Source organism: Streptomyces sp. NPDC043952, assembly GCF_056435325.1.
Map to the genome: position 1 here is coordinate 21642 of NZ_JBWKES010000034.1, position 24071 is coordinate 45712.

Consider the following 24071-nt stretch of genomic DNA (forward strand, 5'->3'; position numbering starts at 1 on the left):
GGGCCAATACAGACATGGGACTCGAAGAAAAGCTGCCGAGCGGCTTCCTGCTGACCACCGTGGAACAGGCCGCGGGCTGGGTGCGCAAGGCATCCGTCTTCCCGGCCACCTTCGGCCTGGCCTGCTGCGCCATCGAGATGATGACCACCGGAGCCGGGCGCTACGACCTCGCGCGCTTCGGCATGGAGGTCTTCCGCGGCTCACCGCGGCAGGCGGACCTGATGATCGTGGCCGGCCGGGTCAGCCAGAAGATGGCGCCGGTCCTGCGGCAGGTCTACGACCAGATGCCCAACCCCAAGTGGGTGATCTCCATGGGCGTCTGCGCCTCCTCGGGCGGCATGTTCAACAACTACGCGATCGTCCAGGGCGTCGACCACATCGTCCCGGTCGACATCTATCTGCCCGGCTGCCCGCCCCGCCCCGAGATGCTGATGGACGCGATCCTCAAGCTCCACCAGAAGATCCAGTCCGGCAAGCTCGGCGTGAACGCCGAGGAAGCGGCCCGCGAGGCGGAAGAGGCGGCGCTCAAGGCCCTGCCCACCATCGAGATGAAGGGGCTGCTGCGGTGAGCGACGCGAACGGCACCCACGGCGACGGGGCGAACGGGGTGAACCCCGAGAAGGACCTCTCCGCCTCCAACCTCCCCGGCCAGCGCGGCCAGGGCGGCGAGGAGATCCGCGTCCAGCGCGGCATGTTCGGCGCGAACAACGGCGGCGACACCTCCGGCTACGGGGGCCTGGTCCGCTCGGTCCGGCTGCCCGGACCCGCGAGCCGGCCCTACGGCGGCTGGTTCGACGAGGTCGCGGACGAGCTGGAGGGCGCCCTGGAGGAACAGGGGCTGCTGCCGGACAACGCGATCGAGAAGACGGTCGTCGACCGCGGCGAACTCACCTTCCACATCGAGCGCGAGCACCTGCCGCGCGTCGCCCGCACCCTGCGCGACGACCCCGCCCTGCGCTTCGAGCTGTGCACCGGCGTGAGCGGGGTGCACTACCCCGGCGACAAGGGCCGCGAGCTGCACGCCGTCTACCACCTGCGCTCGATCACCCACAACCGGCTGATCCGGCTGGAGGTCAGCGCCCCCGACGCCGACCCGCGTATCCCGTCCCTGGTGTCCGTCTATCCCACCAACGACTGGCACGAACGCGAGGCGTACGACTTCTTCGGGATCGTCTTCGACGGCCACCCGGCCCTGACCCGGATCATGATGCCGGACGACTGGCAGGGCCACCCGCAGCGCAAGGACTACCCGCTCGGCGGCATCCCCGTCGAGTACAAGGGCGCCCAGATCCCGGCTCCGGACCAGCGGAGGTCGTACTCGTGAGCACTGAGTCAGCATCGGCCCACCCGTCTCCCGGCCACCACCCCTCATCGGGTCCCTTCGGGACGCAGAGTTCTTCGCGGGAAACCACCGAGGGCACCGTCTACACGGTCACCGGTGGCGACTGGGACGAGGTCGTCCAGTCCGCGGCCCGCTCCGACGACGAGCGCATCGTCGTCAACATGGGTCCCCAGCACCCCTCCACCCACGGGGTGCTCCGGCTGATCCTGGAGATCGACGGCGAGACGGTCACCGAGGCCCGCTGCGGCATCGGCTACCTGCACACCGGCATCGAGAAGAACCTCGAATTCCGCACGTGGACGCAGGGCACCACCTTCGTCACGCGCATGGACTACCTGACGTCCTTCTTCAACGAGACCGCCTACTGTCTCGCCGTCGAGAAACTCCTCGGCATCGAGGACGACATCACCGACCGCGCCAAGGTCATCCGGGTGCTCCTGATGGAGCTGAACCGGCTCTCCTCCCACCTGGTGTGCATCGCCACCGGCGGCATGGAGCTGGGCGCGACCACGATCATGATCTACGGCTTCCGTGATCGTGAAATGATTCTCGACCTCTACGAGCTGATCACCGGCCTGCGGATGAACCACGCGTACATCCGCCCCGGCGGACTCGCCCAGGACCTGCCGCCCGGCGCGGTCGACCAGATCCGCGAGTTCGTCAAGAAGATGCGCCGCAACCTTCCGGAGTACGACAAGCTCGCCACCGGGAACCCCATCTTCAAGGCCCGCATGGGCGACATCGGCTACCTCGACCTGGCCGGCTGCATGGCCCTCGGCGCCACCGGGCCCATCCTGCGCGCCACCGGCCTGCCGCACGACCTGCGCAAGGCCCAGCCGTACTGCGGCTACGAGACGTACGACTTCGAGGTCCCGACCGCCGACAGCTGCGACGCCTACGGCCGCTTCCTGATCCGCCTGGAGGAGATGCGCCAGTCGCTCGGGATCATCGAGCAGTGCCTGGACCGGCTGGCGCCCGGCCCCGTCATGGTCGCCGACAAGAAGATCGCCTGGCCCGCCCAGCTCGCCCTCGGCCCGGACGGACTCGGCAACTCCCTCGACCACATCAAGAAGATCATGGGCACCTCCATGGAGGCCCTGATCCACCACTTCAAGCTGGTCACCGAGGGCTTCCGGGTCCCGCCGGGCCAGGCGTACGCGGCCGTCGAGTCCCCCAAGGGCGAACTCGGCGTGCACGCCGTGTCCGACGGCGGCACCCGCCCCTACCGGGTCCACTTCCGCGACCCGTCCTTCACCAATCTTCAGGCCATGGCGGCGATGTGCGAGGGCGGCCAGGTCGCCGACGTGATCGTCGCCGTCGCGTCCATCGACCCCGTGATGGGAGGCGTCGACCGGTGACCACCTCTTCTTCGGAGCGCGGCGTCAGCCTGGGCATGCCCGAACCGCCCGCGCCCGCCTACCCGGACGACGTACGGGAGCGCCTGGCGGCCGACGCGCGCGAGATCGTCGCCCGCTACCCGGACTCCCGCTCCGCCCTGCTGCCGCTGCTCCACCTCGTGCAGTCCGAGGAGGGCCATGTCACGCGCACCGGAATGCGGTTCTGCGCGGAGACGCTGGGCCTGACCACGGCCGAGGTCACCGCGGTGGCCACCTTCTACACCATGTACCGGCGCCGCCCCTCCGGCGACTACCAGGTCGGGGTGTGCACCAACACGCTGTGCGCGGTGATGGGCGGCGACGCGATCTTCGAATCCCTCCAGGAACACCTGGGCGTGGGCAACGGGGAGACCACCGAGGACGGCAAGGTCACCCTGGAGCACATCGAGTGCAACGCGGCCTGCGACTTCGCGCCGGTCGTGATGGTCAACTGGGAGTTCTTCGACAACCAGACGCCCACCAGCGCCCGGAACCTGGTGGACGACCTGCGCGCCGGACGGGCCGTACAGCCCACCCGCGGGGCGCGGCTGTGCACCTTCAAGGAGACCGCCCGCATCCTGGCCGGCTTCCCGGACGAGCGGCCCGGAGCCGTCGAGGAGGGCGGCAGCGCCGGACCCGCCTCGCTGGTCGGACTGCGCCTGGCCAAGGGCGAGTCGGAGCCCGCGCGCGTGGTCCATCCACGGGACGGCGGTCCGCACGACGAGGCGGGGAGCGCGGTGCACGATCCGTCGCCGGCCGAACACCTCAGTTCCCATGACGCGCCGCACCAGACGTCGGCCTCCGACCCCGCCCACCCGGCAGGGCCCGCCGCCGAGGAGGGGGAGTGATGAGCGTGGCAGCCGAACTCAAGGACTCCAGCCCGGAGAAGCTGCTCGCACCGGTGCTGTCGGCCTTCTGGGACGAGGACCGCTCCTGGTCCCTGGACGTCTACCGGCGGCACGAGGGGTACGAGGGGCTGCGCAAGGCGCTCGCCATGTCGCCCGACGACCTGATCGCCTACGTCAAGGAATCCGGACTGCGCGGCCGCGGCGGCGCCGGCTTCCCGACCGGCATGAAGTGGCAGTTCATCCCGCAGGGCGACGGCAAACCGCACTATCTCGTCGTCAACGCCGACGAGTCGGAGCCGGGCACCTGCAAGGACATCCCGCTCCTGTACGCGAACCCGCACAGCCTCATCGAGGGGATCGTGATCGCGTGCTACGCCATCCGGTCGTCGCATGCCTTCATCTACCTCCGGGGTGAAGTGGTCCCGGTCCTGCGCCGCTTGCACGAAGCCGTGCGCGAGGCCTACGCGGCCGGCTACCTCGGCGAGGACATCCTCGGCAGCGGCCTGAACCTCGAACTCACCGTGCACGCCGGCGCCGGCGCGTACATCTGCGGCGAGGAGACCGCGCTGCTCGACTCGCTCGAAGGCCGCCGCGGCCAGCCGCGGCTGCGTCCCCCCTTCCCCGCCGTCGAGGGGCTCTACGCCTGCCCCACCGTGGTGAACAACGTCGAGTCCATCGCCTCGGTTCCCGCGATCCTGAAGAACGGGAAAGAGTGGTTCAGGGCGATGGGCAGCGAGAAGTCGCCGGGCTTCACGCTCTACTCGCTCAGCGGCCATGTCGCGAGCCCCGGCCAGTACGAGGCCCCGCTCGGCATCACCCTGCGCCAGCTCCTGGAGATGAGCGGCGGGATGCGGCCGGGACACCGGCTGAAGTTCTGGACGCCGGGCGGCTCCTCCACGCCGATGTTCACCGCCGAACACCTGGACGTGCCGCTCGACTACGAGGGCGTCGGCGCCGCCGGCTCCATGCTCGGCACCAAGGCCCTCCAGTGCTTCGACGAGACCACCTGCGTGGTCCGCGCGGTCACCCGCTGGACCGAGTTCTACGCCCACGAGTCCTGCGGCAAGTGCACGCCCTGCCGCGAAGGAACGTACTGGCTGGTGCAGTTGCTGCGGGACATCGAGGCGGGCAAGGGAGCCAGGTCCGACCTGGACAAGCTCGCGGACATCGCCGACAACATCAACGGCAAGTCCTTCTGCGCCCTCGGCGACGGCGCGGCCTCCCCGATCTTCTCCTCGCTGAAGTACTTCCGCGAGGAGTACGAGCAGCACATCACGGGCCGGGGCTGCCCCTTCGACCCGGCCAAGTCGACGGCCTGGGCGGACCGCCCGGAGGTGAACGCATGACCGTGACCACCAACGCTCCCGCGGGTGGCGGAGAGGCGGCCCTCCCGCCGGAAGACCTCGTCACGCTGACGATCGACGGCATCGAGATCAGCGTGCCCAAGGGCACCCTGGTGATCCGCGCCGCCGAACAGCTCGGCATCGAGATCCCCCGCTTCTGCGACCACCCGCTGCTGGACCCGGCCGGCGCCTGCCGGCAGTGCATCGTGGAGGTGGAGGGCCAGCGCAAGCCGATGGCCTCCTGCACCATCACCTGCACCGACGGCATGGTGGTGCGCACCCAGCTGACCTCCCCGGTCGCCGAGAAGGCCCAGCACGGAGTGATGGAGCTGCTGCTCATCAACCACCCGCTGGACTGCCCGGTCTGCGACAAGGGCGGCGAGTGCCCGCTCCAGAACCAGGCCATGTCGCACGGCAACGCCGAGTCCCGCTTCGAGGGCCGCAAGCGCACCTACGAGAAGCCGGTCCCGATCTCCACCCAGGTGCTCCTGGACCGCGAACGCTGCGTGCTGTGCGCCCGCTGCACCCGCTTCTCCAACCAGATCGCGGGCGACCCGATGATCGAGCTGATCGAGCGGGGCGCGCTCCAGCAGGTCGGCACCGGCGAGGGCGACCCCTTCGAGTCGTACTTCTCCGGGAACACCATCCAGATCTGCCCCGTGGGAGCGCTCACCTCGGCGGCGTACCGCTTCCGCTCCCGCCCCTTCGACCTGGTCTCCTCGCCCTCGGTGTGCGAGCACTGCGCGGGCGGCTGCGCCACCCGCACCGACCACCGGCGCGGCAAGGTCATGCGGCGGCTCGCGGGCAACGACCCCGAGGTCAACGAGGAGTGGATCTGCGACAAGGGGCGCTTCGGCTTCCGCTACGCCCAGCTCAGGGACCGCCTCGACACGCCGCTGGTGCGGGGCGCCGGGGGCGTCCTGGAGCCCGCGTCCTGGCCGGAGGCGCTGGAGGCCGCCGCGCGCGGTCTGACCGCCGCCCGCTCCCGTGCCGCCGTGCTGACCGGCGGCCGGCTGACCGTGGAGGACGCCTACGCGTACAGCAAGTTCGCGCGGGTCGCCCTCGACACCAACGACATCGATTTCCGCGCACGGGTGCACAGCGCCGAGGAGGCGGCCTTCCTCGCCGCCAGGGTGGCCGGCCGCGGCCGGGACCTGGACGGTACGGGGGTCACGTACTCCCTGCTGGAGAAGGCACCCGCCGTCCTGCTCGTCGGGTTCGAGTCGGAGGAGGAGGCGCCCGGCGTCTTCCTGCGGCTGCGCAAGGCCTGGCGCAAGCACAAGCAGCTGGTGTTCTCGCTGGCCACGCACGCGACCCGCGGCCTTCAGAAGGCGGGCGGCACCCTGCTGCCGGCCGCGCCCGGCACCGAGACCGAGTGGCTGGACGCGCTCGCGAGCGGCGTCGGCCTGGAGGCGCCCGGCACCCGCGCCGCCGAGGCGCTGCGCGGCGAGGGCGCCGTCATCGTCGTAGGGGAGCGGCTGGCCTCGGTCGCCGGCGGGTTCACCGCCGCCGTACGGGCCGCCGCCGCGACCGGTGCCCGGCTGGTGTGGATCCCGCGCCGGGCCGGGGAGCGCGGCGCCCTGGAGGTCGGCGCGCTGCCCGCGCTGCTGCCGGGCGGCCGTCCCGCGACCGACCCGCGCGCCCGCGACGAGGTGGCCGCCGCCTGGGGCCTGTCCGAACTGCCGCTGGGCTACGGCCGCGACACCGAGCGGATCGTCGAGGCCGCCGCGACCGGCGCGCTGGCGGCCCTGGTGGTCGCGGGCGTCGAGGTCGCCGACCTGCCCGACCCGGCCCGCGCCCGCGAGGCGCTGGACCAGGTCGGCTTCCTGGTCTCGCTGGAGCTGCGGCCCAGCGAGGTCACCGAGCGCGCCGACGTGGTGCTGCCGGTCGCCGCGGTCGCCGAGAAGGCCGGTTCCTTCCTCGACTGGGAGGGCAGGGTCCGCTCCTTCGAGGCCGCGCTCAAGCCGGACCAGATGACGCGCCGCCTCGCCCCGACCGACGCGCGGGTGCTGCACATGCTGGCCGACGCCATGGACGTCCACCTGGGGCTGCCGGATGTGCGCACCATCCGCGCGGAGATCGACCGGCTCGGCTCCTGGGACGGCCCGTACGCCAGCGAGCCGCGGGAACCGGCGGGCGCCGTGCCCCGCCCGGCCGCCGGGGAGGCCGTGCTCGCGGGCCACCGGCTGCTGCTCGACCAGGGCCTCCTCCAGGAGGGCGACGAGGCGCTGGCCGGCACCCGGCACGCCGCCCGCGCCCGCCTGTCGGCCGCCACGGCCGCCGAGGCCGGCGTCGGTGACGGCGATCGCCTCGCCGTCACCGGGCCCGCCGGGACCGTCGAACTCCCGCTCCAGATCAGCGAGATGCCGGACCGGGTGGTCTGGCTCCCGCTGAACTCCGCCGGCGGCGGCGTCGCCTCCGACACCGGGGCACAGCCCGGCAACCTCGTCCGCATCGGCCCGGCGGCCCCCGCCGCGACGGCCCCCAAGGAGGTGGAGGCATGAGCCCGTACCTCGCCGCTGAAGACCTCTCGATGTTCGGCCGCGACCCCTGGTGGCTGGTCGTCCTCAAGGCCGTCTTCTGCTTCGCCTTCCTGATGGTGACCGTGCTGTTCTCCATCGTCTGGGAGCGCAAGGTCGTCGCCTGGATGCAGCTGCGCATCGGGCCCAACCGGCACGGCCCCTGGGGCATGCTCCAGTCGCTCGCCGACGGCGTGAAACTGATGCTCAAGGAGGACCTGATCGTCCGCCGCGCGGACAAGGTGGTCTACGTCCTCGCGCCGATCGTGGCGGCCATCCCGGCCTTCATGGCGATCGCGGTGATCCCGTTCGGCCCCGCCGACCACGAGATCTCCATCTTCGGCACCCGTACGACGATGCAGCTCACCGACCTGCCGATCGCGATGCTCTACATCCTCGCGGTCGCCTCGGTCGGCATCTACGGCATCGTCCTGGCCGGCTGGAGCTCCGGCTCCACGTACCCGCTGCTCGGCGGTCTGCGCTCCTGCGCGCAGATGATCTCCTACGAGATCGCCATGGGCGCCGCGTTCGCCTCGGTGTTCCTCTACTCGGGCTCCATGTCGACGTCGACCATCGTGGCCCAGCAGCACGACCGCTGGTACATCCTGCTGCTGCCGGTCTCCTTCCTCCTGTACATCGTCACCATGGTCGGCGAGACCAACCGTGCCCCCTTCGACATGCCGGAGTCCGAGGGCGACCTGGTGGGCGGCTTCAACACCGAGTACTCGTCCATCAAGTTCGCGATGTTCATGCTCGCCGAGTACGTGAACATGGTGACGGTCTCCGCCGTCTCCACCACCCTCTTCCTCGGCGGCTGGCGCGCCCCCTGGCCGATCAGCACCTTCTGGGAGGGCGCGAACCACGGCTGGTGGCCGCTGCTCTGGTTCGTCGTCAAGGTGCAGCTGCTGCTGTTCTTCTTCATCTGGCTGCGCGGCACCCTGCCCCGCGTCCGCTACGACCAGCTGATGAAGCTCGGCTGGAAGGTCCTGATCCCGGTCTCGGTGACCTGGCTGATGCTGGTCGCGTCCGTGCGGGCGCTGCGCAACGAGCACTACGACTTCGCGGACATCGCCCTCTACGTGGGCGGCGGGGTGCTCGCCCTGCTGCTGATCTCCTTCGTCGTCGACATCTTCCGCGAGAAGGCCCAGACGGCCGAGCGGACCGCCGCCGGCCAGGGCGGGTTCGACCCGATGGCGGGCGGGTTCCCGGTGCCGCCGCTGCCCGGACAGGAGCTGCCGCCGGTGCCCAGGCGCCGCCCGCGCCGGGAGCGGGAGCTGATTGTCAGTGGTGGGGCGGACACTGTGAGTGACGGATCGTCCGGGCGTGCTTCGGACGGAACTTCGGATGGAAAGGAGGCGTCCGATGGCTGAGGAGCCCAAGGAGATCAAGCCCGGTTTCCAGAACCCCGTGGCCGGCTTCGGCGTGACCTTCAGGGCCATGTTCAAGAAGCGGCTGACCGAGCAGTACCCGGAGCAGAAGAAGACCACCGCTCCCCGCTTCCACGGACGGCACCAGCTCAACCGCCATCCGGACGGCCTGGAGAAGTGCGTCGGCTGCGAGCTGTGCGCCTGGGCCTGCCCCGCCGACGCCATCTATGTGGAGGGCGCCGACAACACCGACGAGGAACGCTACTCGCCGGGCGAGCGCTACGGCCGCGTCTACCAGATCAACTACGCCCGCTGCATCCTGTGCGGGCTGTGCATCGAGGCGTGCCCGACGCGCGCGCTGACGATGACCAACGAGTTCGAACTGGCCGACTCCAGCCGCGCGAACCTCATCTACACCAAGGAACAGCTGCTGGCCGGCCTCGACGAGGGCATGGTCGACACCCCGCACTCCATCTTCCCGGGCACCACCGAGGAGGACTACTACCGGGGCCTGGTCACCCAGGCCGCGCCCGGCACGGTCCGCCAGGTCGCCGTCTCCAAGGGGGAGACCGCCGCGGAAGAGGGCTCCGGGGCCGGGACGGAAGCGGACCAGGAGGTGGACGCATGAGCGCGCAGCTCGCCGCCTATACGACCTCCACCGGTGAGGCGTTCCAGTTCTGGGTGCTCGGCACCGTCGCGGTGCTCGGCGCCCTGTGCACCGTCTTCATGAAGAAGGCCGTGCACAGCGCGCTCAGCCTCGCCGGGACCATGATCGTCCTGGCGGTGTTCTACCTCGCCAACGGCGCCTACTTCCTGGGCGTCGTGCAGATCGTCGTCTACACGGGCGCGATCATGATGCTGTTCCTGTTCGTGGTGATGCTCGTCGGCGTCACCGCCGCGGACTCGCTGAAGGAGACGATCAAGGGGCAGCGCCGGCTGGCCCTGCTGTGCGGGGCCGGCTTCGGCGTGCTGCTGCTCGCCGGGATCGCCAACGCCTCCCTGAAGGACTTCGCCGGCACCGGCCAGGCGAACGCCAACGGCAATGTGGAGGGCCTGGCCGCCCTCATCTTCACCAAGTACGTCTTCGCCTTCGAGATCACCGGCGCCCTGCTGATCACGGCCGCCGTCGGCGCCATGGTGCTCACCCACCGCGAGCGCACCGAGCGCGCCAAGACCCAGCGGGAGCTGGCCGAACAGCGCGTCCGCGAGGGCAAGTACGTGCCGCCGCTGCCCGCGCCGGGTGTCTACGCCCGGCACAACGCGGTGGACATCGCGGGCCTGCTCCCCGACGGCACCCCCTCCGAGCTGACCGTCAGCAAGACGCTGCGCGAACGCGGCCAGATCCGGGACGTGTCCACGGAGGCCATCAACGATCTGCGGGCGCTGGAACAGCGTTCCGCGGACCGCCTGGAGCGGACGCCGATCGAACCGGAGACGTTCAAGCGGCCCGAGGAGGCGTCGAAGTGAACCCGGTCAACTACCTGTATCTGGCAGCCCTGTTGTTCACGATCGGCGCCACCGGCGTACTGATCCGGCGCAACGCCATCGTGGTCTTCATGTGCGTCGAGCTGATGCTGAACGCCTGCAACCTCGCGTTCGTCACCTTCTCCCGGCTGCACGGCAACCTGGACGGCCAGGTCATCGCCTTCTTCACGATGGTCGTCGCCGCCGCGGAGGTCGTGGTCGGCCTCGCGATCATCGTGTCGCTGTTCCGTGCCCGCCACTCGGCCTCGGTCGACGACGCCAGCCTGATGAAGCTGTAAGGGGTCGGGAGAATCGTGGAGAAACTGATCGCGCTGCTGATCGCGGCGCCCCTGCTCGGAGCGGCCGTCCTCCTGACCGGCGGCCGGCGCCTGGACCGCGTCGGCCACTGGATCGGCACCCTGCTGTCGACCGCGTCCTTCGCCGTCGGCCTGGTCCTCTTCGCCGACCTGCTCGGCAAGAACGCCGAACACCGCACCCTGATGCAGCACTTGTGGACCTGGGTCCCGGTCGAGGGCTTCCGGGCGGACGTCACCTTCCGCCTCGACCAGCTGTCGATGACCTTCGTCCTGCTGATCACCGGCGTCGGCTCGCTGATCCATCTGTACTCGGTCGGGTACATGGCGCACGACGAACGGCGCCGCCGCTTCTTCGGCTATCTGAACCTGTTCCTCGCGGCGATGCTGCTGCTCGTCCTCGCCGACAACTACCTGCTGCTGTACGTCGGCTGGGAGGGCGTGGGCCTCGCCTCCTACCTGCTGATCGGCTTCTGGCAGCACAAGCCCAGCGCCGCCACGGCCGCCAAGAAGGCGTTCCTGGTCAACCGCGTCGGCGACATGGGCCTGTCGATCGCGATCATGCTGATGTTCACCACCTTCGGCACCTTCGCCTTCGGCCCGGTCTTCGGCCATGCCGACGGCGCCTCCCAGGGCAAGCTCACCGCGATCGGGCTGATGCTGCTGCTCGCCGCGTGCGGCAAGTCCGCCCAGGTGCCGCTCCAGTCCTGGCTCGGGGACGCGATGGAGGGCCCGACCCCGGTGTCGGCCCTGATCCACGCGGCGACCATGGTGACCGCGGGCGTCTATCTGATCGTCCGCTCGGCGGCCGTCTTCAACGCGGCGCCGGACGCCCAGCTCGCCGTCACCGTGGTGGGCGCGGTCACCCTGCTGTTCGGTGCGATCGTCGGTTGCGCCAAGGACGACATCAAGAAGGCGCTGGCCGGTTCGACCATGTCGCAGATCGGCTACATGGTGCTGGCCGCGGGCCTCGGCCCCATCGGCTACGTCTTCGCGATCATGCACCTGGTGACCCACGGCTTCTTCAAGGCCGGACTGTTCCTCGGCGCCGGCTCCGTGATGCACGGCATGAACGACGAGGTCGACATGCGCAAGTACGGCGGCCTGCGCAAGTACATGCCGGTCACCTTCGTCACCTTCGGCCTCGGCTACCTCGCCATCATCGGCTTTCCGGGCCTGTCCGGCTTCTTCTCCAAGGACAAGATCATCGAGGCGGCCTTCGCCAAGGGCGGCACCGAGGGCTGGATCCTCGGCGGCGCGGCCCTGGTGGGCGCGGCCATCACCGCGTTCTACATGACGCGCGTGATGCTGATGACGTTCTTCGGCGAGGAGCGCTGGCGCGACCGGGCGACCCGGTCGCCCGAGGCCCCGAGCGCCGAGCCCGCCGCCGAGCACCGCGGCGAACACGCCGAGCCGCATCCGCACGAATCCCCGAAGGTCATGACGATCCCGATGATCGTGCTGGCCGTCGGCTCGGTCTTCGGCGGCGTCTTCTTCAGCGTCGGCGACCGCTTCCTGAAGTGGCTGGAGCCGGTCACCGGACACAGCGAGGGTCACTCCCCGGTCAGCGCCGGGGAGGTCACCATCGCCACCATGGTCTGCCTGGTGATCGGCGTGGGCATCGCCTGGGTGCAGTACGGCCGCAAGCCCGTCCCGGCACTCGCCCCGCGCGGCTCCCTGCTCACCCGCGCGGCCCGCCGCGACCTCCTCCAGGACGACTTCAACCACGTGGTCCTGGTGCGCGGCGGCGAACACCTCACGCGCTCCCTGGTCTACGTCGACCACAGCCTGGTCGACGGGGTCGTCAACGGCGCGGCGGCCGGCTTCGGCGGCCTGTCCGGGCGGCTGCGCCGGCTCCAGAACGGCTTCGCCCGCTCCTACGCGGTCTCGATGTTCGGCGGCGCGGCCCTCCTGGTCGCCGCGACCCTGCTGATGAGGGCGGTCTGATACCGATGTCCTTTCCCCTGCTGACAGCGACGGCGGCGCTCCCCGCCGTGGGAGCCGTCGCCACGGCCGCCGTACCGGCCGCCCGGCGGGCCGCCGCCAAGTGGCTGGCCCTGCTCGTCTCGCTCGGCACGCTCGCGCTGGCGATCACCGTCCTGGTCCGCTTCGATCCGGGCGGCGCCCGCTACCAGCTCACCGAATCCCACTCCTGGATCCGCGACTTCGGGGTGCGGTACGAACTGGGGGTCGACGGCATCGGGGTGGCGCTGATCGCGCTGACCGCCGTACTGATCCCGTTCGTCATCCTGGCCGGCTGGCACGACGCCGACCCGCTGGAGACCGGCAGCCGCCGCTGGCGCCCCACCCAGGGCTTCTTCGCGCTGATCCTGGCGGTCGAGGCGATGGTCCTCATCTCCTTCGAGGCCACCGACGTCTTCCTGTTCTACATCTTCTTCGAAGCCATGCTGATCCCGATGTACTTCCTCATCGGCGGCTTCGGGGACCGCGCCCACGCCCAGGGCGAGGAGGCGGCGGCCACCCAGCGCTCGTACGCGGCGGTGAAGTTCCTCCTCTACAACCTGGTCGGCGGACTGATCATGCTGGCCGCGGTGATCGGCCTCTACGTGGTCGCCGGGAACTTCTCCCTCCAGCAGATCGCCGAGGCGCGCGCCAGCGGCTCGCTGCACATGGCGACGAGCACCGAACGCTGGCTGTTCCTCGGCTTCTTCTTCGCCTTCGCGGTGAAGGCGCCGCTGTGGCCGCTGCACACCTGGCTGCCCAACGCCATGCAGGAGTCCACCGCCCCGGTCGCCGTCCTCATCACGGCGGTGGTCGACAAGGTGGGCACCTTCGCGATGCTCCGCTTCTGCCTCGGGCTGTTCCCGGACGCCAGCAGGTGGGCGACGCCGGTGATCCTGGTGCTGGCACTGATCAGCATCGTCTACGGGGCGCTGCTCGCGGTCGGCCAGCGGGACATCAAGCGCCTGGTGGCGTACGCCTCGATCTCCCACTTCGGCTTCATCATCATGGGCATCTTCGCGATGACCAGCCAGGGCCAGTCCGGCGCCACCCTCTACATGGTCAACCACGGCATCTCCACGGCCGCGTTGATGCTGGTCGCCGGATTCCTGATCTCCCGCCGCGGCTCGCGGCTCATCGCCGACTACGGCGGGGTGCAGAAGGTCGCCCCGGTGCTCGCCGGCACCTTCCTGATCGGCGGCCTGGCCACCCTGTCGCTGCCCGGCCTCGCGCCGTTCGTGAGCGAATTCCTCGTCCTGGTGGGCACGTTCACGCGCTACCCGGTGATCGGGATCATCGCCACCTTCGGCATCGTGCTCGCCGCGCTCTACACGCTGGTGCTCTACCAGCGCACCATGACGGGCCCGGTGAAGCCCGAGGTCTCGGCCATGCCCGACCTGCGGGTGCGTGAGGTCCTGGTGGTCGCCCCGCTGATCGTGCTGCTGATCTTCCTGGGCGTCTATCCGAAGCCCGTGACGGACATCGTCAATCCGGCGGTCAGGCACACCATGTCCGACGTCCAGAAGAAGGACCCCAAGCCCGAGGTGGAGGCGGTCAAGTGAGCACCCCAGCCGTCCACAGCCTGTGGACAAACGCGGCCGACCGCATCCCCCAGATCGGCGCGCCGAAGATCGAATACGGGCAATTGTCGCCCACGCTGATCATCCTCGGCGCCGCGCTGGTCGGGGTCCTGGTGGAGGCGTTCGTCCCGCGCAGGTCCCGCTATTACGCGCAGGTGTTCGTGTCGGTCGTCGCCCTGTGCGCCGCGTTCGCCGCGGTCATCGGGCTCGCCGCCGACGGGTACGGCACCACGAAGGCGCACATCGCCGCCATGGGCGCCATCGCGGTCGACGGCCCCTCGCTGTTCCTCCAGGGCACCATCCTGCTGGCCGGTCTGGTGGGCCTGTTCACCTTCGCCGAGCGGCGGCTCGACCCGGCGGCACACGGCAACCGGGTGGACTCCTTCGCCGCGCAGGCCGCCGCCGTGCCGGGCAGCGACACCGAGAAGGCCGCGGTCAGGGCCGGGTTCACCACCACCGAGGTCTTCCCGCTGCTGCTGTTCGCGGTCTCCGGCATGCTGGTCTTCACCTCGGCGAACGACCTGCTGACGCTGTTCGTCGCCCTGGAGGTCTTCTCCCTGCCGCTGTACCTGCTGTGCGCGCTGGCCCGCCGCAAGCGGCTGATGTCGCAGGAGGCCGCGGTCAAGTACTTCCTGCTGGGCGCGTTCGCCTCCGCGTTCACCCTGTTCGGCATCGCGCTGCTGTACGGCTACGCGGGCTCGGTGTCGTACGCCCGCATCGCCCAGGTCGTGGACGGCTCGGTCACCGATGTGAACCCGGCGCTGGCCAACACCATGGGCAATGACGCGCTGCTGCTCATCGGGGCCGCCCTGCTGGTGATGGGCCTGCTGTTCAAGGTGGGCGCGGTGCCCTTCCACATGTGGACGCCCGACGTCTACCAGGGCGCGCCCACCCCGGTGACCGGCTTCATGGCGGCGGCGACGAAGGTGGCCGCGTTCGGCGCGCTGCTGCGGCTGCTGTACGTGGTGCTGCCGGGGATGCGCTGGGACTGGCGGCCGGTGATGTGGGCGGTGGCGATCATCACCATGCTGGGCGGCGCGATCGTGGCGATCACCCAGACCGACATCAAGCGGCTGCTGGCGTACTCGTCCATCGCGCACGCCGGGTTCATCCTCGCGGGTGTCATCGCGACCTCGAAGAACGGCGTGTCGTCGGTCCTGTTCTATCTGGCCGGCTACTCGTTCGTGACGATCGGCGCCTTCGCGGTGGTCACGCTGGTGCGGGACGCGGGCGGCGAGGCGACCCACCTGTCCAAGTGGGCCGGGCTCGGCCGGCGCTCCCCGCTGGTGGCGGCGGTCTTCGCGGTGTTCCTGCTGGCCTTCGCCGGTATCCCGCTGACCTCCGGCTTCGCGGGAAAGTTCGCCGTCTTCAAGGCGGCGGCGGCCGGGGGCGCGGTCCCGCTGGTGGTCATCGGTGTGATCTCCTCGGCGATCGCCGCGTTCTTCTACATCCGCGTGATCGTGCTGATGTTCTTCAGCGAGCCCAAGCCGGAGGGGCCGACGGTGGCGGTGCCGTCACCGCTGACGACGCTGGCGATCGGGCTCGGCGTGGCGGTGACGCTGGTGCTGGGTGTGGCGCCGCAGTACTTCCTGAACCTGGCGAGTCAGGCGAGCGTGTTCGTGCGCTGAGTCCGCCCAGCGCGCCGAGTGTGCTGAGTGCGCGTGTTGCTCATGGCGAGGCCCCGGTTCCGTCCGCGGAACCGGGGCCTGCGCGCTGCCGCGGGGTCAGCCCGGCGCGCCCGGATAGGGGCACTTCACGTCGGGGTTCCACTCGTAGAACAGGCCGCTGGGGTTCTTCTTGTAGAGCCAGGCGTGCAGGGAGTAGTGGGTCGGGATGGTCGAGTTGTGGTGCGCGGTGACCGGGCCCTCGAACTTCCGGCCGAACATCGTGGGCCGCGCGGTGTTCTTGCCGGCCTTCACGATCCACTCCACCCCGGTGAGCCTGCGCCCGCCCTTGCCGTCGTCCTCGTAGAGCAGGGCGGCGGGCCTGGCCGGGTCGAGAGAGCCGTAGAGCTTGGGGTTGATGTAGTGGTAGCCCATGGCGCCCATGCCGTCGTTCATGTCCATGGTGCAGGGGTTGGGCCGGTAACCGGCGGCCACGGCGAGCTGGACGGACCGGTACTTCGCGGTGGCCGACACCGTCGGCGCGAGCTGCTTCCAGACGGAGGGATCGACGGGCCCCCGGTCGGCCCGTGCGGGCGCGGTGGCGAGGCCGAGGGCGACGGCGGAGGCCACGAGGGCGAGGGCGGGTCGGGTCAGATGAGCGGGCATCGTGCGGGGCTCCTTGCTCCTGGGGGAGGAGACGGGGGTCGCATCGAGCAGGATGTGCCGGGGGCCGGCTCGGGGGCCATCGGAAGCGGCTGTTCGGGTGACGAACGGCCCACTTTATTCGCACTGATGTTCCCAGTCTGTGGATAACTCCGGGGCTGTCGGTGCGGACCCCTATCGTTGAGGCAGTGGTGGGCGGAGGGCGCACGACGGCACACGGGGGACCGACGGGGGACAGGACGATGGATTTGACGGGCGGGATCAGCGAGATGCCAGTGGTGACCGAGGGACCCGGCGCGGACGCGAGCGAGGCGCTGACCACGCTGCACCGGGTCTTCGGGTACAACGCCTTCCGGGGCGAACAGGAAGCGATCATCGAGCATGTGGTGGCGGGCGGCGACGCCCTGGTCCTCATGCCCACCGGCGGCGGCAAGTCGCTGTGCTACCAGATCCCGGCCCTGGTCAGACCCGGCACCGGCGTGGTCGTCTCGCCGCTGATCGCGCTCATGCAGGACCAGGTGGACGCCCTGCGCGCGCTCGGTGTGCGGGCCGGCTTCGTCAACTCCACGCAGGACTTCGACGAGCGGCGGACGGTCGAGGCCGAGTTCCTGGCCGGCGAGCTGGACCTGCTGTATCTGGCGCCGGAGCGGCTGCGCCTGGACAGCACCCTGGACCTGCTCTCGCGCGGCAAGATCTCCGTCTTCGCGATCGACGAGGCGCACTGCGTCGCCCAGTGGGGCCATGACTTCCGCCCCGACTACCTCGCGCTGAGCCTGCTCGGCGAGCGCTGGCCGGACGTCCCGCGCATCGCCCTGACGGCCACCGCGACGCGGGCCACCCACCAGGAGATCACCCAGCGGCTGAACCTGCCTGAGGCCCGGCACTTCGTCGCCAGCTTCGACCGGCCGAACATCCAGTACCGGATCGTGCCCAAGGCCGACCCGCGCAAGCAGCTGCTCGCCTTCCTGCGCGAGGAGCATCCCGGCGACGCGGGCATCGTGTACTGCCTCTCGCGCAACTCGGTGGAGCGGACCGCGGAGTTCCTTCGTGCCAACGGCATCGAGGCGGTGCCGTACCACGCGGGCCTGGACGCGGGCACCCGCGCGGCGCACCAGTCCCGGTTCCTGCGCGAGGACGGCCTGGTCGTGGTGGCGACCATCGCCTTCGGCATGGGCATCGACAAGCCCGATGTGCGCTTCGTGGCCCACCTGGACCTGCCCAAGTCCATCGAGGGCTACTACCAGGAGACCGGCCGCGCGGGCCGCGACGGACTGCCCTCCACCGCCTGGATGGCATACGGCCTGAACGACGTGGTGCAGCAGCGCAAGCTGATCCAGTCCGGCGAGGGCGACGAGGCGTTCCGCCGCCGGGCCGCCGCCCATCTGGACGCGATGCTCGCGCTGTGCGAGACCGCCGGGTGCCGGCGCGGCCAGCTGCTCGCCTACTTCGGCCAGGAGCCCGGCGCCGCGGGCTGCGGCAACTGCGACACCTGCCTGACCCCGCCGGAGACCTGGGACGGCACGGTCGCCGCGCAGAAGGTGCTGTCCACCGTGGTGCGGTTGCAGCGCGAGCGCGGACAGAAGTTCGGCGCCCTCCAGATCGTGGACATCCTGCTCGGCAAGCGCACCGCCAAGGTGATCCAGTTCGACCACGACCAGTTGTCCGTGTTCGGCATCGGCCAGGACCTCTCCGAGGGGGAGTGGCGCGGCGCCATCCGGCAACTGCTGGCACAGGGCCTGCTCGCGGTCGAGGGGGAGTACGGCACGCTGGTGCTCACCGAGGCGAGCGGCACCGTGCTGCGGGGCGAGCGGGAGGTGCCGCTGCGCAAGGAGCCGAAGCGGGCGGCCGTCTCCCGGTCGGGTTCCGGTTCCGGTTCCGGCCGGGGCGGCAGCAAGGCCAAGGCGGCCGTGGCCGAGCTGCCGGAGGAGCTCCAGCCCGCCTTCGAGGCGCTGCGCGCCTGGCGCACCGGGCAGGCCAAGGAGCAGGGCGTGCCGCCGTACATCATCTTCAACGACGCCACCCTGCGCGCCATCGTCTCCCGTATGCCGGGTTCGCTGCGGGAGCTGGCCGGCATCAGTGGGGTCGGCGAGAAGAAGCTGGCGACGTACGGCGAGGAGGTGCTCGCCGTGCTGGCCTCCCTGGACGGATCCGGCCAGGTCCGGACCGCCGCCGAGCCACCCGCGCCGGGCGAGGCCCCGGAGGACGACTGGCCGGGCCCGGAGGACGAACCGGAGCCGGACGACTGGATATAGCCGCACCGGCGGACCGCCGTCGCCCCGGCGGATCGCCGTCGCCCCAGCAGGCCGCCGTCGCCCGGCAGGCCGTCGCCCGGCAGGCCGCCGTCGCCTTGGCAGGCCGCCGTCGTCCCGGCAGGCCGTCGCTCCGGTAGGCCGCCGTCGCCCGGCAGGCCGTCGTTGCTCCGGCAGGCCGTCGTCGCCCTGGCAGGCCGCCGTCGCTCCGGCGGACCGCCGTCGGCCCGGCGTTCCGCCGGTTCAGGACAGCGCCCGCAGCCCCGGTGCGAAGGTGATCAGCAGCGGGAGGAGCGGCACCAGCGCGGCGACCGTCGTGGTCAGGGCGCGCTGGCGGCGCAGCAGTCGCGGGGGCGGTTCCAGCAGGCGGTCCACCCGCTCGCCCAGCAGGCGGCGGCTGGAGGCGCAGGACAGGACGCCCCGGTGCTGGTTCAGCTCGATCAGCGCGAGGGCGGTGGTCAGATGGCCGCAGCGGCGGGAGGCGGCGTCGTCCGCGGCCAGCTCCACCAGACGGTGCGTCTGGTCGCGGAAGTGGGCGAACAGCGGCACCCGCGGGACGCCGGTGGCGAGCGCGGCCGACAGGTGCAGCAGCCAGTCGTGGTGGGCGCGCGCGTGGCCCCGCTCATGGGTGAGGACGGCGTCCAGCTGGTGGCCGGTCAGCCGGTGCAGCGCACCGGTGGTGACCACCAGTTGCGGGGGATGGCCCGGCATCCACCAGGCGTCCGGGTACTCGTCCTCCAGCACCAGCATCGGGCCCCGCGCCATCGGCAGTCCGGCGGGCAGATCGGGGGCGCGTTCGCGCAGCTGGGCGCGGGCCTGGCCGCGGCTGCGGCGGGCCTCGACCAGTTCCCGGCCGAGCATCGCGGTGGTCCAGGCGGCCCCGCTGGCGAGCAGGACGGTGAGGGCGGCGGCCCACACCGGCGCGGCGGAGAGATCGTAGGCGGCGGTGACGGCGGGCGGCGCGGGGGCGAACACATGGTCGCGCACGGTGTGGAAGACCGCCGCGGTGCCCAGCGTCAGCGCGGCCAGACAGCACAGCAGGACGGTGGCGACCAGGCACTGCCACACCCAGAGGGCGACCACGGGTTCCCGTTCGGGCCAGTCGGCGCGGGTCAGCGCGCGCGGTGCCGGGCCGGCCGCGGTCAGGGCGACGACGCTGAGCAGGAGCAGGCAGACGGTCATGCCGGGGCTCCGGTTCCTGATCGGAGAGGGGTTCGCGGAGGGGCGGTGCGCAAGGGGGCGGCGCGCTGGGGCGGCCGCCGTGGGTGGTGCGTGCTGCCGCCAGTATGACGAAGAGGGGCGCCGCGAGTCAGGTGTCGGGGCCGAACCGTCCGCTCCCGGCCCGCCGCGCGGCGCCCGCCGGATCAGGCCGAGGGCACGATCCGGCCGGTCACCTCGCCGAGGCCCACGCGGGTTCCGTCCGGGCCGGGCGCCCACGCGGTCAGGGTCACCACGTCGCCGTCCTCCAGGAAGGCGCGCTTGCCGCCGGGGAGTTCGAGGGGGTCGCGGCCGTTCCAGGTCAGCTCCAGCAGGGAGCCGCGCTGGTGCTGCTCGGGCCCGCTCACGGTGCCGGAGCCGTACAGATCGCCGGTGCGCAGGCTGGCGCCGTTGACGGTCATCTGGGCGAGCTGCTGGGCGGCGGTCCAGTACATGGCGGAGAAGGGCGGCTCGGCGATCACCTCGCCGTTGAGGACGACCGAGATGCGCAGGTCGTAGCCGCCGGGCTCGATGCCGGGGGCGGCGTCGTCCAGGTAGGGCAGCAGCGGGTGGGTGCGCTCGGGCGGGGCCACCCGCGCGTGCTCCAGGGCGTCCAGCGGGGTGATCCAGGCCGATACGGAGGTCGAGAAGGACTTGCCGAGGAACGGTCCGAGGGGGACGTACTCCCAGGCCTGGATGTCGCGCGCGGACCAGTCGTTGAGCAGGCACAGCCCGAAGACGTGCTTACGGTAGTCGCCGAGTGCGACCGGGGTCCCCTGCTCGCTGGGCACGCCGACGACGAAGCCGACCTCGGCCTCGATGTCCAGCCTGATCGAGGGCCCGAACACGGGCGCCGGGTCGGCGGGGCCCTTGCGCTGCCCGGAGGGCCGTACGACATCCGTGCCCGAGACCACCACGGTGCCGGAGCGGCCGTGGTACCCGATCGGCAGGTGCTTCCAGTTCGGGGTGAGGGAGTCCTCGGCGTCCGGGCGGAAGACCTTGCCGACGTTGCGGGCGTGGTGCTCGGAGGCGTAGAAGTCGACGTAGTCCGCGACCTCGAAGGGCAGGTGCAGGTTCACCTCGGACAGCGGGTGGAACAGGGGCGCGAGCGTCTCGCGGTACGCCGGGTCGGTGACCCACGAGGTGAGCGCGGCGCGCACCTCGCTCCACGCGGCACGCCCGGCCGCCAGCAGCGGGTTGAGGGTGGGGCGGGCGAGCAGCGCGTGGTGCGGCGAGCCGAGGGCCGCGGCCGCGGCGCCCGCGTCGAGGACCTGGTCCCCGAGCCGGACACCGACCCTGCGCTCCCGGCTGCCGGAGGGCGAGAACACGCCATAGGGGAGGTTGTGCGGGCCGAAGGGGTCGCCCTCGGGGACGTCGAAGGGGGGCATCGGGGTACTGCCTCGCTCTCATCCAGGCCATGCATGGCGATGCGTTGCACGTGATCGAGCCACACGTTACGGCCGGGACACCGGTCTTGGGCAGTGGCTGGGGGGTTGCCCCCGTAGTGCCTCAAGAGTTCGCAATGTCCGAAAGACCCTTGTCGGATGCGGTAGTTCCGGCTTAGCGTCCTCCGGGGGAGACGGACGGGGTGGATCCGTTCCCCCGGAGGACACGTGGGGGGACCCGTGGCCGAAGACACCGCCGGTGTGCCCGTGCAGGTCGACCGCGGGGTGCCGGGACTGATCGTCAAGTTCGGCGCCTACCCGCTGCACCACGGCGGGGTGGGCGCGATCCGCAGCCTGGGCCGGCTCGGCGTGCCCATGTACGCGATCACCGAGGACCCGTACACACCGGCGGCCGCCTCCCGCTATCTGCGCCGGGCGTTCGTCTGGCCGACGACCGGCGCGGAGGACCCCGGTCGTCTGGTCGAGGGGCTGCTGCGCATCGGCCGCCGGATCGGCCGGCCCGCCGTGCTGATCCCGACCGACGAGGAGGCGGCCGTCCTGATCGCCGAGCACCGCGACGCGCTGGCCGGATCCTTTCTCTGCCCGCGGGTGGACCCCGCGCTGCCCCGCCGGGTGGCCAGCAAGCAGGGGCTGCACGAACTGTGCACGGCGCACGGGCACGGGCTCGCCTCCCCGGCGGCGGCCTTCCCGAGGTCGTACGAGGAGGTCGTGGCCTTCGCCGACACCGCGAGCTTCCCGGTGGTGGCGAAGAACCGGGAGGCGTTCCTGCGGCGCAGCCGGCCCGCGGTGGGCGGCACCACACGGATCGCCACCCGCGCGGGCCTGCTCGCCCTGGCCCGCGGGTGGGGGCCGGATCCGGGGGTGATCCTCCAGGAGTACCTGCCGCGCGAGCAGGCCGAGGACTGGATCGTGCACGCCTGCTTCGACCGGCACGCGAACCCGCTCGCGCTGTTCACCGGGGTGAAGGTGCGTTCCTGGCCGCCGCACGCGGGCATGACCGCGCACGCGTACGTGGTCGACAACCCGGAACTCGCGGGCCTGGCGGCGCGGTTCGCGCGGCGGATCGGGTTCAGCGGGGTGGCCGACCTGGACGTGCGCTTCGACCGGCGCGACGGGCGGTACAAACTGCTGGACTTCAATCCGCGGATGGGCGCGCAGTTCCGGCTGTTCGAGAGCGCGGCGGGCGTGGACGTCGTACGGGCGCTGCACCTCGACCTGACCGGGCGGCCCGTGCCCGAGGGGGAGCAGCGGGCCGGGCGGCGCTATGTGGTGGAGAACATCGACCTGCCGGCCCTGCTCGCCTACCGCCGTGGCGGCTATACGACCCCGCACGCGCCGGCGCGGGCGAGCGGGACGGAGCTGGCGTGGTTCGCGGGCGACGATCCGCTGCCGTTCCTCACGATGCTCGCCCGGTTCGCGCGTCCGGGCGCGCGGCATCTGCGTCAGCTGTGGCGGGTCCACCGCCGCGGCGGCACCACGGAGTAGGCCACCGAAGTGGCGGTGGCCCCGAAGGAACGCGTCCTGGGGAGGGACTTCGTGATCCGACCGGTTGCAGTCATCGGGGCGGGGCCATTCGGCCTGTCCACCGCCGCCCATCTGCGGGCGCGCGGCCTGCCCGTACGGGTCTTCGGCGACCCCATGGTCAGCTGGCGCGCCCATATGCCCGCGGGCATGCTCCTGAAATCGACCCCCGCTGCCTCCAGCCTGGACTGCCCGCAGCCCGGCCACACCCTCGCCGACTACTGCGACGCGGCCGGGATCCGCCGGCTCGCCGCTGACGAGGACGTCATCCCGGTCGGGACCTTCGTCGGGTACGGCGAGTGGTTCCAGCGGCGGCTCGTGCCGGATCTCGAACGGGTGCGGGTGGTCTCCGTCGAGCCGGCCGGGCGGGAGGCGGGCGGGGGGTTCGAACTCAAGCTGGACTCGGGGGAGTCGTTCGCCGCGCGGGCGGTGGTCGTGGCCACCGGGCTGTCCGGGCTGGCCCATCTCCCGGCGGAGCTGCGGACGGCGGCCGGTGCGGGGCCGGAAAGCTGCGTCTCGCACAGCTCCCAGCACCACGACCTCGGGCGCTTTCGCGGCAAGGAGCTGATCGTGGTCGGCGCCGGGCAGTCCGCGCTGGAGACGGCCGTGCTGGCGGCGGAGGCCGGGGCGCGGGTGCGGGTGGTGGCGCGGGGGCGCGGGCGGGTCGCCTTCGGGGCGCCGCCCTGGGAGCAGCCGAGGCTGCGTCCCGAGTCGCCGTTCGGGCGGGCCTGGTCGCTGTGGGCGTTCAGCTACTGCCCGCACCCCTACCGCTTCCTGCCCGAGGCCACCCGGCACTTCCTGGTGCGCCGGGTGCTCGGGCCGCTCGGCGCGTGGTGGCTGCGGGAACGGTTCGAGGGCGCGGTGCGGGTATCGGACGTCGAACGGGTGCTGGGCGCGGCGGCGCAGGACGGGGGCCCGGTGCTGACGGTGCGCACGCACGGCGGCCGCGTGGATCACCTGACCGCCGACCATGTCATCGCGGCGACCGGCTACCGGGTGGACGTCTCCGCGATGGACTTCCTCGGCCCCACCCTGCGCACCCGCCTCGCGACGAGCCGCGGCGCCCCGCGCCTCGGCACCGGCTACGTCTCCTCGGTTCCCGGCCTCTACTTCACCGGCCTCCCGGCCGCCTCCTCCTACGGCCCGGTGATGCGCTTCGTGTGCGGCACGGAATTCGCCTCCCCGAGACTGGCGGGGCATGTGGCGCGGGAACACGGGTGAGTGGTGGGGGGCGGTCGCGGAGAGCGGGAGCGGCGGCTGGTCCCACCCCCACCTCGCCTCCCCGCACCCCCACTTGAAGTCGGCAAAGCTGCAAG

19 protein-coding genes are annotated in these 24071 nt (G+C 71.4%); 16 read left to right on the top strand and 3 right to left on the bottom strand.

The window, feature by feature from the left end; translation table 11 throughout:
- Positions 1-14 precede the first annotated feature (14 nt).
- The 13 genes from AC069R_RS27940 to nuoN are packed head-to-tail and all read left to right on the top strand — an operon-like array spanning position 15 to position 15743.
- Positions 15-569: a NuoB/complex I 20 kDa subunit family protein gene (locus AC069R_RS27940; RefSeq protein WP_397984596.1), complete on the top strand. Its 555-nt coding sequence runs from the start codon at positions 15-17 to the stop codon at positions 567-569.
- Positions 566-1324, top strand: a complete 759-nt coding sequence (locus AC069R_RS27945) for an NADH-quinone oxidoreductase subunit C (protein WP_478769554.1) — start codon at positions 566-568, stop codon at positions 1322-1324. Before AC069R_RS27940 ends, AC069R_RS27945 begins: the two co-directional genes overlap by 4 nt.
- Positions 1321-2700: an NADH-quinone oxidoreductase subunit D gene (locus tag AC069R_RS27950; protein ID WP_478769555.1), complete on the top strand. Its 1380-nt coding sequence runs from the start codon at positions 1321-1323 to the stop codon at positions 2698-2700. Before AC069R_RS27945 ends, AC069R_RS27950 begins: the two co-directional genes overlap by 4 nt.
- The gene (gene nuoE / locus AC069R_RS27955; protein WP_478769556.1) at positions 2697-3566 is read left to right on the top strand and encodes an NADH-quinone oxidoreductase subunit NuoE; all 870 of its coding nucleotides are present in this window, start codon (positions 2697-2699) and stop codon (positions 3564-3566) included. Before AC069R_RS27950 ends, nuoE begins: the two co-directional genes overlap by 4 nt.
- Positions 3563-4912 (top strand): NADH-quinone oxidoreductase subunit NuoF, encoded by a 1350-nt coding sequence (gene nuoF / locus AC069R_RS27960; RefSeq protein WP_397984592.1) that lies wholly within the window; start codon positions 3563-3565, stop codon positions 4910-4912. The genes nuoE and nuoF overlap by 4 nt, the downstream gene beginning before the upstream one ends.
- Entirely contained in the window at positions 4909-7413 is a 2505-nt protein-coding gene (locus AC069R_RS27965; protein WP_478769557.1) for an NADH-quinone oxidoreductase subunit G, read from the top strand. The genes nuoF and AC069R_RS27965 overlap by 4 nt, the downstream gene beginning before the upstream one ends.
- Positions 7410-8798, top strand: a complete 1389-nt coding sequence (gene nuoH / locus AC069R_RS27970) for an NADH-quinone oxidoreductase subunit NuoH (RefSeq protein ID WP_478769558.1) — start codon at positions 7410-7412, stop codon at positions 8796-8798. Before AC069R_RS27965 ends, nuoH begins: the two co-directional genes overlap by 4 nt.
- Positions 8791-9423, top strand: coding sequence for an NADH-quinone oxidoreductase subunit NuoI (gene nuoI, locus AC069R_RS27975; protein WP_478769559.1), 633 nt, complete (start codon positions 8791-8793; stop codon positions 9421-9423). The genes nuoH and nuoI overlap by 8 nt, the downstream gene beginning before the upstream one ends.
- Positions 9420-10262: an NADH-quinone oxidoreductase subunit J gene (locus AC069R_RS27980; protein WP_478769560.1), complete on the top strand. Its 843-nt coding sequence runs from the start codon at positions 9420-9422 to the stop codon at positions 10260-10262. The genes nuoI and AC069R_RS27980 overlap by 4 nt, the downstream gene beginning before the upstream one ends.
- Entirely contained in the window at positions 10259-10558 is a 300-nt protein-coding gene (nuoK, locus tag AC069R_RS27985; RefSeq protein ID WP_145482596.1) for an NADH-quinone oxidoreductase subunit NuoK, read from the top strand. Before AC069R_RS27980 ends, nuoK begins: the two co-directional genes overlap by 4 nt.
- A 15-nt stretch (positions 10559-10573) precedes the next feature.
- Complete coding sequence (nuoL, locus tag AC069R_RS27990; RefSeq protein ID WP_478769561.1) at positions 10574-12520, top strand: NADH-quinone oxidoreductase subunit L; 1947 nt, start codon at positions 10574-10576, stop codon at positions 12518-12520.
- A gap of 5 nt (positions 12521-12525) precedes the next feature.
- Positions 12526-14097, top strand: coding sequence for an NADH-quinone oxidoreductase subunit M (locus AC069R_RS27995; RefSeq protein WP_478769562.1), 1572 nt, complete (start codon positions 12526-12528; stop codon positions 14095-14097).
- Positions 14094-15743: an NADH-quinone oxidoreductase subunit NuoN gene (gene nuoN / locus AC069R_RS28000; protein WP_478769563.1), complete on the top strand. Its 1650-nt coding sequence runs from the start codon at positions 14094-14096 to the stop codon at positions 15741-15743. Before AC069R_RS27995 ends, nuoN begins: the two co-directional genes overlap by 4 nt.
- A 96-nt stretch (positions 15744-15839) precedes the next feature.
- Here the strand turns inward: nuoN and AC069R_RS28005 are convergent, their stop codons facing one another.
- Complete coding sequence (locus AC069R_RS28005) at positions 15840-16385, bottom strand: hypothetical protein (RefSeq protein ID WP_478769564.1); 546 nt, start codon at positions 16383-16385, stop codon at positions 15840-15842.
- Between the two features lie 239 nt (positions 16386-16624).
- Here AC069R_RS28005 and recQ point away from each other — a divergent pair, with 239 nt between their 5' ends.
- Positions 16625-18634 (top strand): DNA helicase RecQ, encoded by a 2010-nt coding sequence (gene recQ / locus AC069R_RS28010; RefSeq protein ID WP_478769565.1) that lies wholly within the window; start codon positions 16625-16627, stop codon positions 18632-18634.
- 240 nt (positions 18635-18874) lie between these two features.
- On the opposite strand, the gene AC069R_RS28015 is transcribed toward recQ, so the two are convergent.
- The gene (locus tag AC069R_RS28015; RefSeq protein WP_478769566.1) at positions 18875-19813 is read right to left on the bottom strand and encodes a M56 family metallopeptidase; all 939 of its coding nucleotides are present in this window, start codon (positions 19811-19813) and stop codon (positions 18875-18877) included.
- A 182-nt stretch (positions 19814-19995) separates the two neighbouring features.
- Positions 19996-21216 carry a fumarylacetoacetase gene (fahA, locus tag AC069R_RS28020; RefSeq protein ID WP_478769567.1) on the bottom strand — a complete coding sequence of 407 codons (1221 nt, stop codon included), beginning with the start codon at positions 21214-21216 and terminating at the stop codon, positions 19996-19998.
- 237 nt (positions 21217-21453) lie between these two features.
- Here fahA and AC069R_RS28025 point away from each other — a divergent pair, with 237 nt between their 5' ends.
- Both AC069R_RS28025 and AC069R_RS28030 read left to right on the top strand, forming a co-directional pair.
- The gene (locus AC069R_RS28025; protein WP_478769568.1) at positions 21454-22719 is read left to right on the top strand and encodes a carboxylate--amine ligase; all 1266 of its coding nucleotides are present in this window, start codon (positions 21454-21456) and stop codon (positions 22717-22719) included.
- A gap of 51 nt (positions 22720-22770) precedes the next feature.
- Positions 22771-23976 carry an NAD(P)-binding domain-containing protein gene (locus AC069R_RS28030; RefSeq protein ID WP_478769569.1) on the top strand — a complete coding sequence of 402 codons (1206 nt, stop codon included), beginning with the start codon at positions 22771-22773 and terminating at the stop codon, positions 23974-23976.
- Positions 23977-24071 lie beyond the last annotated feature (95 nt).